At 62.0% G+C, this 15,678-nt stretch carries 14 protein-coding genes; 6 read left to right on the top strand and 8 right to left on the bottom strand.

Annotation, left to right across the window (positions count from 1 at the left end; translation table 11 throughout):
* The first annotated feature begins 2 nt into the window (after window positions 1–2).
* The 4 genes from A3AI_RS0132570 to A3AI_RS0132555 all read left to right on the top strand — a co-directional run bounded on the left by A3AI_RS0132570 (window position 3) and on the right by A3AI_RS0132555 (window position 2,793).
* Window positions 3–653 carry a 3-oxoacid CoA-transferase subunit B gene (locus A3AI_RS0132570; protein ID WP_024519579.1) on the top strand — a complete coding sequence of 217 codons (651 nt, stop codon included), beginning with the start codon at window positions 3–5 and terminating at the stop codon, window positions 651–653.
* Between the two features lie 27 nt (window positions 654–680).
* The gene (locus A3AI_RS0132565; RefSeq protein ID WP_024519578.1) at window positions 681–1,139 is read left to right on the top strand and encodes a MaoC family dehydratase; all 459 of its coding nucleotides are present in this window, start codon (window positions 681–683) and stop codon (window positions 1,137–1,139) included.
* Between the two features lie 143 nt (window positions 1,140–1,282).
* Window positions 1,283–2,164 carry an alpha/beta hydrolase family protein gene (locus tag A3AI_RS0132560; RefSeq protein ID WP_024519577.1) on the top strand — a complete coding sequence of 294 codons (882 nt, stop codon included), beginning with the start codon at window positions 1,283–1,285 and terminating at the stop codon, window positions 2,162–2,164.
* A 176-nt stretch (window positions 2,165–2,340) separates the two neighbouring features.
* Window positions 2,341–2,793, top strand: a complete 453-nt coding sequence (locus tag A3AI_RS0132555) for an invasion associated locus B family protein (RefSeq protein WP_198030261.1) — start codon at window positions 2,341–2,343, stop codon at window positions 2,791–2,793.
* A 39-nt stretch (window positions 2,794–2,832) separates the two neighbouring features.
* Here A3AI_RS0132555 and A3AI_RS0132550 read toward each other — a convergent pair whose 3' ends face one another.
* The 7 genes from A3AI_RS0132550 to A3AI_RS0132520 form a co-directional block, all read right to left on the bottom strand.
* On the bottom strand, window positions 2,833–3,267 hold the full coding sequence (locus A3AI_RS0132550) for a hypothetical protein (protein WP_024519575.1): 435 nt from the start codon (window positions 3,265–3,267) through the stop codon (window positions 2,833–2,835).
* A gap of 56 nt (window positions 3,268–3,323) precedes the next feature.
* The gene (locus A3AI_RS0132545; RefSeq protein ID WP_024519574.1) at window positions 3,324–6,503 is read right to left on the bottom strand and encodes an efflux RND transporter permease subunit; all 3,180 of its coding nucleotides are present in this window, start codon (window positions 6,501–6,503) and stop codon (window positions 3,324–3,326) included.
* A gap of 5 nt (window positions 6,504–6,508) precedes the next feature.
* Window positions 6,509–7,612, bottom strand: a complete 1,104-nt coding sequence (locus tag A3AI_RS0132540) for an efflux RND transporter periplasmic adaptor subunit (protein WP_024519573.1) — start codon at window positions 7,610–7,612, stop codon at window positions 6,509–6,511.
* A gap of 128 nt (window positions 7,613–7,740) precedes the next feature.
* Window positions 7,741–8,532, bottom strand: coding sequence for an enoyl-ACP reductase FabI (gene fabI / locus A3AI_RS0132535; protein WP_024519572.1), 792 nt, complete (start codon window positions 8,530–8,532; stop codon window positions 7,741–7,743).
* The gene (locus A3AI_RS0132530) at window positions 8,529–9,740 is read right to left on the bottom strand and encodes an acetate/propionate family kinase (protein ID WP_024519571.1); all 1,212 of its coding nucleotides are present in this window, start codon (window positions 9,738–9,740) and stop codon (window positions 8,529–8,531) included. Before A3AI_RS0132530 ends, fabI begins: the two co-directional genes overlap by 4 nt.
* 11 nt (window positions 9,741–9,751) lie before the next feature.
* Entirely contained in the window at window positions 9,752–10,720 is a 969-nt protein-coding gene (locus tag A3AI_RS0132525) for a phosphate acetyltransferase (RefSeq protein WP_024519570.1), read from the bottom strand.
* A gap of 29 nt (window positions 10,721–10,749) precedes the next feature.
* Window positions 10,750–12,987, bottom strand: a complete 2,238-nt coding sequence (locus A3AI_RS0132520) for a DUF3141 domain-containing protein (RefSeq protein ID WP_024519569.1) — start codon at window positions 12,985–12,987, stop codon at window positions 10,750–10,752.
* Window positions 12,988–13,223: 236 nt separating this feature from the next.
* On the opposite strand from A3AI_RS0132520, the gene A3AI_RS0132515 reads away from it, so the two are divergent.
* Entirely contained in the window at window positions 13,224–13,685 is a 462-nt protein-coding gene (locus A3AI_RS0132515; RefSeq protein ID WP_024519568.1) for a hypothetical protein, read from the top strand.
* A 27-nt stretch (window positions 13,686–13,712) separates the two neighbouring features.
* Entirely contained in the window at window positions 13,713–14,522 is an 810-nt protein-coding gene (gene ppk2 / locus A3AI_RS0132510) for a polyphosphate kinase 2 (protein ID WP_036050291.1), read from the top strand.
* Here the strand turns inward: ppk2 and A3AI_RS0132505 are convergent.
* The gene (locus A3AI_RS0132505; protein WP_024519566.1) at window positions 14,488–15,648 is read right to left on the bottom strand and encodes an AI-2E family transporter; all 1,161 of its coding nucleotides are present in this window, start codon (window positions 15,646–15,648) and stop codon (window positions 14,488–14,490) included. The two genes, ppk2 and A3AI_RS0132505, sit on opposite strands and share 35 nt — an antisense overlap.
* Window positions 15,649–15,678 lie beyond the last annotated feature (30 nt).

Genomic DNA, 15,678 nt, shown 5'->3' with positions numbered 1-15,678 from the left:
CCATGGACGCTCAAACCATCATCGCACGGCGTGTCGCTGCAGAGTTGCACTCCGGCATGCTGGTGAACCTCGGCATCGGGATTCCGACCCTGGTCGCGAACTACGTGCCTGCCGATGTCAAGGTGTTCTTCCAGTCGGAGAACGGCCTGATCGGCACCGGACCGATCCCCGAACAGGGCATGGCGCATCCGACGCTCACGGATGCTGGCGGTCGGCCAATCACGGCGTTGCCCGGTGCCTGCACCTTCGACAGCGCGATGTCCTTTGCGCTGATCCGCGGCGGCCATGTCGACATGACCGTGCTCGGCGGGCTCCAGGTCGACGCCAACGGGCATCTCGCGAACTGGATGATCCCCGGCAAGATGGTACCGGGTATGGGTGGCGCGATGGATCTCGTGACCGGTGCCAAACGCGTGGTGGTCGCTATGCAGCACGCCGCCAAGGGCAAGTCCAAAATCGTCCGAAAATGCAGCCTGCCACTGACCTCGGTGCGGCCGGTCGATCTCGTCATCACCGACCTTGCAGTGATCGGCTTTCCCAACGGCCGCGCAACGCTTCTGGAGCGTGCGCCTGGTGTGAGCCTTGCCGACATCAAGTCTAACACCCAGGCTGACCTCATCATTTCCGACAATACTCCGGAAATGAAGATCTAGGTTGTTGGAGAGACAGCGGAGACCGACATGCGTGTATTTGCTGATTTCAACGACCTCAAATCCGCCGTTGGCACCGAGGTCGGGATCAGCAACTGGCTCGAAATCACGCAGGAACGCATCGACAAGTTCGCTGACGCAACCGGCGACGAGCAATGGATCCATGTCGACCCCGAACGCGCAGCGCGCGAGATGCCGGGCGGCAAGACCATCGCCCACGGCCTGCTTTCGCTGTCCTTGATCCCAATGTTCATCCGGCAGATCATCGGGCTCAAGGGCTTGAGGAATACACTCAACTACGGTGCCAACAAGATCCGCTATCTGACGCCAGTGCCGGCCGGCTCACGCTTGCGCGGCCGCGTGAGCGTCCTGGAAGCCCAGGACGTGCCGCCGAGCGCGCTCCGCGTCACCTACAAGGTTTCGATAGAGATCGAAGGGGCCGAGCGCCCCGTCTGCGTCGCCGAGGTCATCGGCCAGCATTATTGCTGATGCTGCCGTGCACGAGTAGGTAGCAGCGTAATTGTCCTCACGGGCAATAGCGGATGTGAAGGGCTTGATTTATGTCAACGCTTGCTTGCGGACCCAAACGGAAGCTGAGGCTGCATCCGCGCGGCTTTTGTTCGAGGTGGCGAATGCGCAGCGCCCTTTTGACAACGTTGCTGACAGTCCTGCTGCTTCCGACAGTTATACGATCAGCCGAGGCAGAGTCATCGTCGCCGCCGCAATTGCAGGAAGAGGTCTGGGGCCTGCCGTTCGAACTCCCTACCCTCGCCTATGTGGTCCATCCTGTCGGCAACGGTCCGTTTCCATTAGCCGTGATGAACCATGGCGTCTCACTGAATGCCAGGGAGCGCAGTTTCTTTCCCCTCGTCGAATTCCGCAATACCGCGTTCTGGTTCGCCCGCCAGGGCTACATGGTGGTCGCGCCGGTCGGCCCGGGCTATGGCGGTGGAGGGTTCGACGTTCCCGAGCGCGGCCTCTATGGGCCCTTCTTTTCCCACGTCGGCCCCTGTGAAAAGCCCAATTTCCGCGGCGCCGGGCTCGCCATCGCCAAGTTGGACGGCTGGATCATCGATTACTTGATCGAGCGGAAGACTGTGCGGCCGGAAAAGGTCATCGTGATCGGCCAGTCCGCCGGCGGCTGGGGTGCGATTGCCTTGTCAAGCCAGAACCCGGCTTCCGTTCGCGCGATCATCACCTTCGCCGCAGGGCGCGGTGGCCGCGTCGGCGGCAAGCCAGACAACAATTGCGCGCCTGACCAGTTGGTGCGGGCAGCTGCCGAGTTTGGACAGACGTCTCGCGTTCCGATGCTCTGGCTCTACAGCGAGAACGACACCTACTTTGGTCCGGTGCTGACCAAGGAGATGCATGAGGCCTTCACGGCGGCAGGCGGTGATGCCGAATACCATATGCTGCCGGCGGTCGGTGGCGAGGGCCATTTCCTGATTCATTCGGTGGAAGCCATGCCGCTATGGACTCCGCTCGTCCTCGATTTCCTGCAACGACATCCCTGACGCGATGGCGGAGGGAGGGCAAAATGGTCCTGCGATTCCCGCATCTGTCTCAGACGATCCTGGCAATCGGTCTAGCGTGCACTCTGGCTGGTGGTGCCCCGGCCCAGCAAGCCGAACACCCCGCAGACAATAGCGGCAAACTATCGGAAGCCGAGATCGGCCCGCGGGGCCAGCACATGCCCCGCAACATTACCTATTCGCCCTGGCGCAAGCTCTGCTTCGAGGACACGCTCGGGAAGACCGTTTGCCGCACCACTACAAGCGGCAGCTGGGACACCGGCCAGACCGCCGTCCGCATCGACCTGATTGAACGCAAGGGCGACAACGCCACCCGTATGCAGATCTTTCTCCCCGTCGGCCTCTATCTGCAGGCCGGCGTTAGGGTCACGGTCGACGAGGAAGCGGCGGTTCACATTCCCTATAGCTGGTGCCTAACCAATACCTGCGTGGCCGGCAACCTGCTCGCGCCCCGCCTCGTGCGTGCCATGGAATCCGGGCGAAAGCTCACGCTGGAGGTCGTTGACTCCAATTTGCTGACCGTGCCCACCAGCATCGCCCTCGATCAATTCGCAGCCGCGCACAAGGGCCCGCCTGCGCAGACCTATGAGATCCCGAACGACGATGAATGAGCGGACGTCTGCCGTTGCATGGGTGGTCGGTGCGAGCCGCTATGACGGACAACGCGAATATTTCAGCGTCATACCGGATATTTCCGGGAACGACCGGTTGATGTTGTTGTCATCGATGATTTTCAGATTGAATTTGACGCTCTGGTTCATGATCGACGACGCGCAGGCAGCGGACAGCTCAAGATTGTCGCCATCCTGCTTTTGCGACGTGATCGTGCATTGCGCGGCCTTGCCCCGGATGCGATTGCCGTCGACGATGAAGCCGGAGCCATAGAGATCCGACAGCTCCGCAAATTCGATCGTGCTGCCTTTCTTGCTGAAAACCTGGCCGCAGAGATCACGCTCCGAGGCCCAAGCGCCGGAGAGATCGAAGGCAAGGGCCTCACGGGGCAGTATAAGCGATCCAGGCAGAAGCAAGAGCCCGACCGCAATCAGCCCACCCCTTGCCGAATTTCTCGCATCGAATTGCTGCATGACAGTGCCCCCTGATATCCAACTCCGTTGAAATGAAATCGTGCGCGATCGTAGCCCTATTCCGCCGCGGCGCGACCGGATGGCGGATGTTCTTTCGTCGCCGCTCCTTGCTCGGTGCGCGGGCGCGCGCCGGGACGTATCTTCTCGCGGATGGCCTGGAAGGTGACGTACAGCGGCGGGATGGCGAAGATGCCGACGAACGATGCGAGGATCATGCCGCCGAACACGGCGGTGCCGACGCCGCGTCGCGCGAGCTCCGAAGCGCCGGTGGCCACGACCAGCGGATAAAGACCGAGGATGAAGGCGAACGATGTCATCATCACCGGTCTGAACCGCAGGCGTGACCCCTCGGTGGCGGCTTCGAGCAACGGCACGCCTTTCTCGCGCTGCTCCTTGGCGAACTCCACGATCAGGATGCCGTTCTTGGCGGCAAGGCCAATCAAGACCACCATGCCGATCTGGCCATAGAGATCGAGCGTCAAGCCAGCGAGCACGATCGCCGCGAACGATCCCAGAATGCCGATCGTAACCGAGAGCAGCACCGGCACCGGGATGGTCCAGCTCTCATAGAGGCCCACCAGGAAGAGATAGGCGAACAGCACGGCGAAGCCGAGAATGATTGCGGTCTTGCCCTCGGCCCGTTTCTCCTGGAACGCGGTATCCGTCCATTCGCCGGCAAAGCCCTGCGGCAGCGTCTTGGCGGCGACCTCCTCCATCGCCTTCAGCGCCTGCCCCGAGGAGACGCCCGGCGCCGGCCCGCCCTGGATGGTGACGGCCCGTAGGTTGTTGTAGCGGATCAAAGCCGGCGGTCCGACCACGAGGCGCACCTCTGCAAGGCTGCGCATCGGGATCATCTTGCCATCGGCGCTGCGCACATTGATGCGGTTGATATCGTCAACGCTGGCACGATCGGCGGCCTCGGCTTGCACCTGGACCTGCCAGGTCCGGCCGAACAGGTTCATGTTGTTGATGAAGTAGCTGCCGAGCGAGGCCTGCAGCGCCTGGAATACATCGCTGAGCTGGATTCCCAGCACCTGCACCTTGTCGCGATCGATATCGAGAAAGATCGAGGGGTTGGTGGCCGAGAAGGTCGAGAACACGCGCTGCAACCGCGGATCCTGGTTCGCGGCCACCACGAGCCCGCGCTGCGCCTGGGCCAGTTCTTTGGCATCGCCCCCACGCAAATCCTCCAGCACATAGGTGAAGCCTCCGCCGGTGCCGAGACCGACGATCGGCGGCGGCGCCAGTGGCACCACAGTGCCGCCCGTGATGCTACGGAACTCCTGACCCAGTCGGGCGATCACGTCGCGCGCGGCGAGGCCCTTTCCCTTGCGCTCCTCGAACGGCTTGAAGGTCACGATCATGAAGCCGGCACTCGGCTGCGAGTAATTGTCGATGAAGTTCAGGCCGACCACCGTGGTATACTCGTCGACGGCCGGATCCTTTTTGACGATGTCCTCCGCCTGCCGCATGACATCCGAGGTCCGACCGACCGAGGCACCTCCAGGCAGTTGCACGACCGTGAAGATGGCGCCCTGATCGTCCTCAGGCAAGAAACCCGTAGGCGTGATCTTGGCGAGGGCAAACGTCCCCGCGCTCGCGACTGCGACCATCACAAGCCCGATGATGGAGAATTGAACGATGTGGGCAACGATCGCTCCATAGCGGTCGCGCACCCAATCGATTCCACGCATCACATGGCCGATAAGGCCGCGCCGCGGTCCGTGATGCGGCGACAGCAATATGCCGCACAGCGCCGGCGACAGGGTGAGCGCATTGATCGCCGACAGGAACATGGCAACCGCAACCGTGACCGCGAATTGCCGGAACAATTCGCCTGAAATGCCGGGAATGAAGGCGACCGGCACGAACACCGACAACAGCACCAGCGTGATCGCGATGATCGGCGCGGTGATCTCGGTCATGGCGAGCTTGGACGCCTCGCCCGGCGATAGCCCGGGATGTTCCTCCATCACGCGCTCGACGTTCTCGACCACCACGATGGCATCGTCGACCACGATGCCGATGGCCAGCACGATGGCCAGCAGCGAGACCGTGTTGGCCGAATAGCCGACCGCTTTCAGCGCGATGAAGGCGCCGATCAGGCTCACGGGGACGGCCAAGGTCGGGATCAGGGTGGCGCGCAGACTGCCGAGGAAGAGATAGACCACGATGACGACGAGGATAAAGGCCTCGATTAGCGTCTTCTTCACCTCGTGCATGGTATCGGTCACGAAGATCGTGGGATCATAGGTGACCTTCCAGGCGAGATCCTCGGGGAAGCGCTTCTCGAGCTCGGCCATTTTTGTGCGAATGGCGTTCACCGTATCCAGCGCATTGCTGCCAGGCGATTGGTAGACCACGACAGCTGCAGCATCCTGGCCGTTGAAGCGCGTGACCCGGTCGCTATTGGCCGCGCCGAGCTCAACGCGTGCGACATCACTCAGCCGCAGCACCGAGCCATCCGGGTTGGTTCGGATGATGATGTTCTCGAACTCCTTGGCCGAGCTCAGCCGACCCGTGGTCTGGATGTTGAGCTGCAACTGCTGGTCATCAAAGATCGGGGGCGCGCCGATCCGCCCAACCGCCGCCTGCACGTTTTGCGATTTGATCGCGTTGATGATGTCGCCGGCAGTCAGATTGAGGCCGGTCAGGCGATCGGTTCTGATCCAGGCGCGCATGGCGTAGTCGAGCGGAGCAAACAGGAAGGCGTCGCCGACGCCGGGCGTGCTTTTGATGGAATCGAGCAGGTTGATGGTGACATAGTTCGACAGGTACAGCGGGTCGTGGGTCCCTTTCGGTGAATAGACCGTGAAGACCATCAGGATCGCGGTCGATTTCTTCTTGACGTTGATGCCCTGCTGCTGGACTTCTGGCGGCAGCTGCGACAGCGCCGTCTGCACGCGGTTGTTGACGTTGACAGTGTTGATGTCGGGATTGGTGCCAAGCTCGAAGGACGCGGTCAGCGTATAGCTGCCGTCATCGCCGCTCGTGCTCTTCATGTAGATCATCTGGTCGACACCGACCACCTTTGCCTCGATCGGCTGGGCAACAGTTGCATCGACCACCGACGCGCTGGCGCCGGGATACGTGGTCGTGACTGAGACCTGGGGCGGCACGATGTCGGGATATTGCGCAACCGGCATCGAGAGATAGGCTAAAGCGCCAGCAATCGTCGTCACGATCGCGATGACGATCGCAAGACGCGGGCGATCGACGAAGATTGCGGACAGCATGGGGATCAGCTCCTGCTTTGCAGCGGGGAGGCCTTCACGGCAACCCCGGGTCGCAGCGCCTGGGTCCCCTCAACAACGACCCGATCGCCGACCGCAAGCCCCTGATCGATGATTATGCCCGTGCCGCTGGTGCCTGCAGTTTTGACTCGCCGGATGGCTGCCTTGCCATCGTCAACCACGAAGACGTAGACGCCCTCCTGGTCCGAGATCAGCGCTGCCTGCGGAATGACGATCTTTTCCTCCGCCGTCCCGCTCTCGAGCATCACCCGCACCAACTGGCCGTCGACCAGGGCGTGGTCCGGATTGGGAAAGGTGGCGCGGACCTGGATCGTGTCGGTCGCCTTGTCGACCTGCACATCGACGAAATTGATCTTGCCGTCATGCGCGTAGGAGGTGCCATCTGCGAATTTGAGGGTCACCTTGATACCGGTGAGGTCGACCTTGTTCTGCGTCGCCTGGGCGCGAAGGAAGTCGCGCTGGCTAACGGGGAAGGACACATACATCGGGTCCTGGCTGACGACGACCGTCAGCGGACCACTGCCGGGACCGACGACATTGCCGACGGTGATGTTGGTCTTGCCGACCTTGCCGTCGATCGGCGAGGTGATCTCGGTATAACCGAGGTTGATGTTGGCCGTCTTCAGATTCGCATCGTCCACCAACAGCACGCCTTTCGCAGACTCGTCGGCGGCAAACGCCTGGTCGCGCGCGACCTGCGTACCGGCCTGCTTCCCCAGCAGTTCCTCGGCACGCTGCAATTGAACCTCGGTTAGCGTCTTGGCCGCCTTGTCCTTCGCCAGTGCGCCCTCTGCCTGACCGACGGCTGCTTCGAACAGTCCTCTTTCAATGCCGTAGAGTTCCGCCCCCGCCTTGATCAGATCGCCTTCCTTGAAGGCGACCTTCTCCAGATAGCCGGTGACGCGCGCCTTGATCTCGACCCGCTGGATGGCCTCGACGCGGCCGACGAAATCCAGCGACTTCGTGACTGGCTTCTTCTCGGCGGTCACCACACTGACCGGGATCGCCGCCGGTGCCTGCGCTGCTGACTGGGCAAGAACGGGCGCCGCCACCCCGAAGAAGATCACTGTAAAGATCGCGATCGTACGCATCGCCAAATCCTCCCCAGGCAATTGGGCGCAGTCCCTAAGTCTCAAGTCACGCCGCTTGATCGCCTTGACTTAAGTCAATCCGGGTACCGCGCTCAAATCAAGCGGAACGGCGCGCCTGCCGCAGCGCATCAATCGATGATGTGATAGCCGCCGTCGACATAAAGCGTAGTGCCGGTGATCAGCCTGGCGCCGTCGAGCGCCAGAAAAGCTGTCGCTCGGCCGACGTCATCGATACTGACAAGGCTTCGGGCCGGTGCCTTGGACTGCGCCTTCTGCATCAGCTCGTCGAACTCCGGAATGCCTGAAGCTGCCCGCGTCGCCAGCGGTCCCGGCGAAATCGCATGGACCCGGATGCCCTTGGGGCCGACCTCGGCTGCGAGGTAGCGGACCGCGCATTCCAGCGCCGCCTTGGCCACGCCCATGATGTTGTAATTCTCCACGACCAGCTGGCTGCCGTAATAGGTCATGGTGAACATCGAGCCGCCGTTCTTCATCAGGGGCTCGGCGAGATGGGCCATGCGGATGAAGGACCAGCAGGATACGTCCATCGTGGCGAGGAAACCCTCGCGGCCGACGTCGATGACCCGACCATGCAGCGCCTCCTTGGGCGAAAAGGCGATGGAGTGGACCATGAAATCCAGGCGTCCCCACTGCTTGCCGATCTGGTCGAACGCGGCTTCCGTTTGTCCCGGCGCCATCACGTCCAGCGGCATGAAAATCTCGCTATCAAGCTCGCGCGCCAGCGGCTCCACGAACTTCCTGGCCTTCTCATTCAGATAGGTCACGGCAAGTTCCGCGCCGAGGGCGCGGAAGGCCTTGGCGCAACCCCAAGCGATCGATTGATCGTTGGCGATGCCGACAATCAGCCCCTTTTTACCTTTGAGGGCGACGGCGGTCTCGGGATAGGCGGGAATTGTCATGACGCCCTCTCATATTGCGATCGGATTGGTCCTGGGGCCAGCAATGCAAGGGTATGACGCGCGATCATCAGTTCTTCGTCGGTCGGTATGACATAAACGGGGGTCGGGCTGCCGGGCCTAGAAATCAGTGACCGGCCCTCGGCATTGGCCGCCGCATCCAGCGACACACCAAGCCAGGCCAGCTTGCCCGCAATCGCCGCACGCAGCTTCGGCGAGTTCTCACCGATGCCGGCGGTGAAGACGAAACCATCGACGCCGGACATCGCGGCGGCCAGCATCCCAGCGTTCAGGCCGATCCGGTAGACAAAATAGTCGACGGCGAACTGTGCCCGCGCATCGCCTGAGTCCTGCAACTCGCGCATATCATTGCTGACACCGGACAGGCCCTTCAGACCGCAATCCTTGTAGAGGAAGGTCTGGATATCGGCCGGCGACATACCCTTTTCGGTCGCAAGATAGAGCACGACGCCAGGATCGAGCTGGCCCGGCCGCGTCCCCATCGGCAGCCCGTCCAGTGCGGTGAAGCCCATGGTGCTTTCGACGCTGCGCCCGCCGTCCATCGCGCACATCGAGGCGCCGCTGCCGAGATGGGCCACGATCACCCGTTTCCCCGCAAGCTCGGGGGCGATCTGCGGCAGTGCTGCAGCGATATATTCGTAGGACAGGCCGTGAAAGCCATAGCGCCGCACGCCTTCCGCGTAGAGCTTCTCCGGGATCGCGTAGCGGTCGGCCAGCGGGCTGTGCCCGCGGTGAAAGGCGGTGTCGAAGCAGGCGACTTGTGGAATATCGGGAAAGCGCGCGAGCACCGAGCGGATCGGCGCAAGATTGTATGGTTGATGCAACGGCGCGAGCGAAATGTAGCGCTCCAGGCGCTGCAGCACCTCAGCGCTAACTCGCACGGGAGCATCATGGTCCGGGCCGCCATGGACAACGCGATGTCCGATGGCGATCGGGCCGATATGCAGCTCCTCGCGCAGCCAGTTTCCTGCCGCAGCAAGCGCAGCGGGAACGTCCGGTACGGCGGCAGCCGCAAATGCGCGGTCCGCCAGCACCGCTCGGTCCGGTCCCGTAGCACGGAGCCTTGGATGCGTTCCGATGCCGTCGACCTGGCCACGCATTTGCCGCTTGAGCGTATTGCCGCTCTCCACACCAAAGACCTGGAACTTCACCGAGGAAGAGCCGGCATTGACGACAAGGATCGTGTCCATCGCCCGCTCCATCAGCCGGAAACGGGATGGAGACGCCGCCGCGCATCGGCGTGCAGCACAGCGATTGCGCACGACGCCATCCGCGCCCTCACGCTGTCGGCGCGCGACGTCAGCACGATGGGCACCCGCGCGCCGAGAACGATGCCCGCCGCATCTGCCTTGGCGAGGAAGGTGAGGTTCTTCGCCAGCATGTTGCCGGCTTCGAGGTCCGGCACGACCAGGATCTGTGCCCGTCCTGCAACCGGCGACTTGATGCCCTTGATCTCCGCCGCCTGCGGATCGATTGCATTGTCGAAGGCAAGCGGACCATCGAGGACGCCGCCACTGATCTGGCCGCGGTCAGCCATCTTGCACAAGGCGGCGGCCTCGACCGTCGACGGGATCTTGGTCGTCACGGTCTCAACGGCCGACAACAGCGCCACGCGCGGATGCGAGCCCAGCCCGATCTGTACAAACAGGTCGATCGCGTTCTGGACAATGTCGCGCTTGGCATCGAGATCGGGAAAGATGTTGATGGCCGCATCCGTGATGAACAACGTCTCGGCATAGGTCGGCACATCCATCACGAAGACGTGGCTGATCCTGCGATTGGTGCGCAAGCCCCCCGCGCTCGCGGTGACGGCTCGCATCAACTCGTCGGTGTGCAAACTACCCTTCATCAGCAGTTCGCCCCTCGCCTCGCGTACGAGTTCAACGCCCTTTGCAGCGGCCGCGTCGCTGTGTGGGGCGTCGACGAGATCGAAGTTCGAGATATTCAGATTGTACCGCGCTGCCGTCGCCTTGATTTTAGTGGCTGGTCCGACCAGAATCGGTTTGATGATCCCGATCTCGGCCGCCTGGCAGACGCTACTCAACGACGTCTCGTCGCAGGGATGCACCACCACGGTGACCGCCGATGGCACGCGCTTGGCCGCAACAATGAGGCGGTCATATTTGGTATGAGGAACGGCGTCGCCGGACTCGACGGAAGCTACGCTCATGGCTCGGTCCCTCGTTGTCGCGTCGGATGTCAGGAGGCCTTGGCTCTTTCGACATTCGCAGCGAAAGGAAGATTGACCGTGGGGGGCGGCGGCAATGCCGCCGCACTGGTCTCGAACAAGGCCGTGACTCTCCTCAGACGCTCGGCGACCTCGCCGGAAATATCACCGGACGCGCTCAACACGTGCCGTATCGCAGCGAGCGCCTGCTGCCGCTCCTCGGTACTTGGCGGAAGCAGCCTCGGAATCGCGGCGAGAGCCGCCTCAGGCTCCAACAACATCAGGAAGAACTGCTCGCGCGCCATCGCCTTGAACTGCGCCAAGGTAATCCGATGGCTGTCGTCGGCGAGCCTGATCTGGCGCAACGTCTGAACGCCGCGCTCGTCGATCTTGCCACGCGGCGATCCGACATAGATCAACGCCCGAATGGTGCATTCCTGCAGGCCGCCCTTGTCGATTTGCGATTTCAGCTCCTCGATGCGCTTGGCCAACAACTCCTTGTGCAGGACCGACTTCGGCGCCCGCCGCTCCTTGAGCGAATCGGGCTTGATGCCGACCGCAGCTTGCAGCGCCGCACTACCATAGATCGCGAGGAACAGCTTTTCGCCCATGCTGTCGCGAGCGTCACGGAAAGCATCGAGGCTGCTGATGATCTGCTTCGAGACCGTCTCCTGTATCCCCAGGAAAGGATTGTCCGCAGCCACGGCCTTGCGGCGCTGGCGCACCTGATCCGCCACCCTGGCAAGCGGTGCCATCAGCGGGTTGGCGTCGGTGAACATCTCGTAGCTCAGGCGAAGTGGGTGCCAGTGCCTGAGCATGTCAGCGACCTGCGGCGTGACCATCGCCTTGACCATCGGCTGGAGGAAGGCCCGATAGAGCGACAGGTTGATGTCGGAGACGCGCGCGGCGGTGGCAAAGCGCCGCTCGTCCTCGGGCGAGTTGCCGCCGAGCGCCCGAATGTCATTGAGAGTGCGCGCCTCGCACCGCATGATCCACTCGCCGGAGGCCAGATCTTCGTTGGCGCCGTGTCCGGTCTTGCGCTCGAAGGTGGCCTCGTAGAGCCCAGGTGGCAGGACATCGATCAGATCAATATTGCTGGAGAACTCGCTATGCTCCTTCCGGGCAACACCGCCCGAGACGAAGATGCCGAGATGCCCCACGCTCTCGTGAACAGTGTAGACGATGGTCTGACCATAGGAACGGATCTCGTTCACATCGTCATAGAGATCCAAGATCCAGTCCAGCGCCTGTTGCGGCGGGGTAATGTTGTCGCCCTTGGAGCAGAACACCACGATCGGCGACCGGATATTGCGCAAATCAACGGTCTCGCCATCCGAGGTCTTGATGCGGCCTGCGGCGAGATTGTTGCCGACGAACAACTCGTCAACGATGAACTGGATCTCCTCGGCATTCAGGTTGACATGCCCGCCCCACCATTTCTCGAATTCGAGATAGCGGGGCGCTTCGCTGTCGACCTTGGCATAGACGTTGTACTGCTTGGTCCATAGCGTGTTGGACGGGTTGAGGTTCTCGAAATTCTGCACCAGCCAGCCGCCATCGAACTTGCCGCCGCCGAGGTCGCTCGTCAGCGCCGTCAGCCAACTGCCGCCAAGCAATCCGCCTGAATATCGCATCGGATTCTTGCCGTGGACGCCCGCCCAATAGGACAGCGGCGATCCCGCGACAATGATCGGGCCGAACAACTCGGGACGGATTGCGGCCAGCATCATCACCGCCCAGCCAGCCTGGCAGTTGCCGATCACGCAGGGCTTGCCGTCTGCGTTCGGGTGGCGTGCGATTACTTTCTCCAAAAAAATCGCCTCGGCGCGCGCGATGTCCTCGATCGTCTGGCCCGGAACCGGTTCCGGCATGAAGCCGATGAAATAGCAGGGATGGCCAGCTTTCAGCGCCACGCCGATCTCGCTGTCGGCCTTGAAGCCGCCGATCCCTGGACCGTGACCAGCGCGCGGATCGATAACGACGAAGGGCCGACGCGTCGGATCGATCTCGACACCCGCTGGGGGAACGATCCGGACCAAGCCGTAATTGACCGGTCGCCCCAGCGTGCGGCCATCCATCACCAATTCCGGTTGGTAATTGAGAACGTTGGGAACGGCCTCCTGGAGGTGCTCCTCGTATTGCTCGCCCCGCTGGCGCATCACGTCCCAGAACAGCAATGTGCGCTGTCCGGCGTCGGTCATGTATTCCATCGCGGAATTGAAGAAGGCGAACGGCAAATTGCCGGAGAACTGTTCCTTGCTGTCGGACATGTTCCCGCTCCTTATGACAAAGAATGCAGCGATCCCCGGCCTTTGCCGCAGAGCATCCAGGCAATCTGAGCCTGCCGCCTTGATCTATCTCAAGTCAGCGCGGTCAGCCGATCTCTAGCCTTGTCACACCCGCGTCAAAAAGACGCCTCGCATCACGTCAGGCAATTTGACCGACGCGACATTTAACGGACCTGGAAATCAGCCGAGTTCGAAGCCGCAGAGAGGGATGAAAGATCATGCCCACCAACATCGATGACCTGCTGCCGACCGCGAAGGATATCCTCAAACAGGCCGCGCTGAAGGAAGCCGAAAAGGCCGAAGAAGCTGCGCACCGCGCTGCCGCCGCCGATGCGGAGAAACGTCACTTGATCGAACGCCTGGGCAAGCCGTCCGGAATGTCCGAGGAAGAAAAGGTGAAGCTTGCAGCCACCGTCATCCAGCGCGCGGTGCGAAACGGCCTCACCGAGGTGCAGGTCTATCGCTTTCCGAACGTGCTCTGCACCGATCACGGCCGGGCGATCAACCAGCGCGAGCCAGGCTGGGAAAACACGCTGACAGGAATACCGAAGGAGATTTTCCAGCTCTGGGCCGATCATCTGAAGCCGAGAGGCTACCGCATCGCCTACCAAATCATCGATTTCCCGGGCGGGATGCCCGGCGACATCGGCGTCACCTTGAGCTGGGGTGAGCACACTTAGTCCGACACGAAACGCAGGGCGGGGCTGATGGCAAGAAAATCCAGGGAGCAGGACGGCCAGGCGCAAAGGATGAAGCGCAAGGCCTATGAGCAGGAACTGCGCAAGCTACAGGTGAAGCTTTGCCATTTGCAGGAGTGGGTCAAGGCCAAGGGCTTGCGCGTCATCATCATCTTCGAGGGACGCGACGCCGCGGGCAAAGGCGGCACCATCAAGGCGATTTCCGAACGCGTCAGCCCGCGGGTGTTCCGCGTCGTCGCCCTGCCGGCGCCGTCCGACCGGCAGAAAACGCAAATCTTCATGCAGCGCTATATCGAACATTTCCCGGCGGCGGGGGAAATCGTGATTTTCGACCGTAGCTGGTACAACCGTGCCGGCGTTGAATATGTGATGGGCTTCTGTTCCAAGACAGAGCATGAACGCTTCCTCGAGCTCTGCCCTCAAATGGAACAGTATATCGTCGACGGCGGCATCAAGCTGATCAAGCTGTGGCTCGAAGTCGGTCAGGAGGAGCAGGAGCGGCGCTTTGCCGCGCGAATCGACGATCCGCTTCGGCAGTGGAAGCTCAGCCCGATGGATATCGAGTCGTTTCAGCGCTGGTACGACTATTCCCGGGCGCGCGATATGATGCTCAAGGCGACAAGCTCGAAGCAAGCGCCCTGGTTCGTCGTTCCCTCCAACGATAAACGGAAGGCGCGCCTCAACGCCATCTCGCACATCCTCGACGCCATTCCCCACAAGCGCGTCCGGCACGAACTGGTCAAGCTGCCACCGCGATCCGACAAGGGCCGTTACAATGACCGGCTCAGGGCAGCAAAGTTCGTGGCCGAGCGCTACTAGCGAGAGTCTGGTCGGCTTCGATCGCCGCTTTCTCGTCCACGAAGACGCTGCGACCAGCCTCGTCGCGCATCCAGGCGGCGAGCAGTTCCCAGCCGACCGCGAGCACGATCGGACCTATGAAAAGACCGATCAGGCCGTGGGCCAGCGTGCCGCCCAGCACGCCGATGAGGATCACCACCATCGGGGTGCGCGAGCCGTGCCCCATCACGAACGGCTTCAGCGCGTTATCGACGAAGCCGACGGGCACGATATAGAGGGTGAACAGCAATGCCGCGGTCGGTTCTCGTGTCATCCAGTACCAGGCAATCATCGGAATCAGGACGATAGCGCAGCCGATCTGGGCGACGCCCAGGAGCAGGATAAGAAACGCAAACAGCCCGGCGCCTGGAATGTCGGCGACGATGAAGCCGATGCCGGCCAGGAAGGCCTGCAGAATCGCGATGCCGATGACGCCGCGGGAAACCGAGCGGATGGTGTCACCTGTGAGCTTGACGAACTCCTCACTGCGTTCGGGCACGATGTGGGCCACGAAGATGCGGATGTTCGACACCAGCCGCGGGCCCGGAATGAACAGGAACCCGGTCGCGATCACCGCGACCAGGAATTTCAGGATTTCTAATCCGCCGCTGCCGACCGTCGCCAGAACGGTCGTGGCGACCGGCTTTGCGTAAGGAGACAGCTTTCCAAGCGCCGCCGCCAAATTGGTCGATGCGAGTTGCCAGAGATCAAACAGCGTTTCACCGATCAGCGGCCATTGCTTGACGGCCGCGTTGGGCGTCGGCACGTAAACTTTTCCGGTACCGAGCTGATCGGAAATCAACCTCACCCCTTCGATCAGGCCGAATGCAAGCCAGCTCGCCGGCCCGATCACGATCACGAGACCAAGGATTGTGATTAGAATCGCCGATACCACGGGACGACCGCCCAAAAGGCGCGCCAGCAGGTCGAACACGGGATAGAGCGCCACCGCGAGAATTGCGCTCCACACCAGAATTGGAATGAACGGCAGGATAAGGATGTAAGACCAGTAAATCACGCCAGCCAGAAGCGCGAGCCGGATCGCAAGCCGCACGGGGTCTTTCGCCGGTGCCGGCTCCGCCGGAGATGGTTTCACCGCCTGATCCATGTAACCCGCCTTGCGCGTCGATGACGGAGC

Source organism: Bradyrhizobium sp. Tv2a-2 (assembly GCF_000472425.1).
Lineage (GTDB): Bacteria > Pseudomonadota > Alphaproteobacteria > Rhizobiales > Xanthobacteraceae > Bradyrhizobium.
Note: the sequence above shows the minus strand (reverse complement) of the source record. Positions and strands in the feature narration are given on the sequence as shown.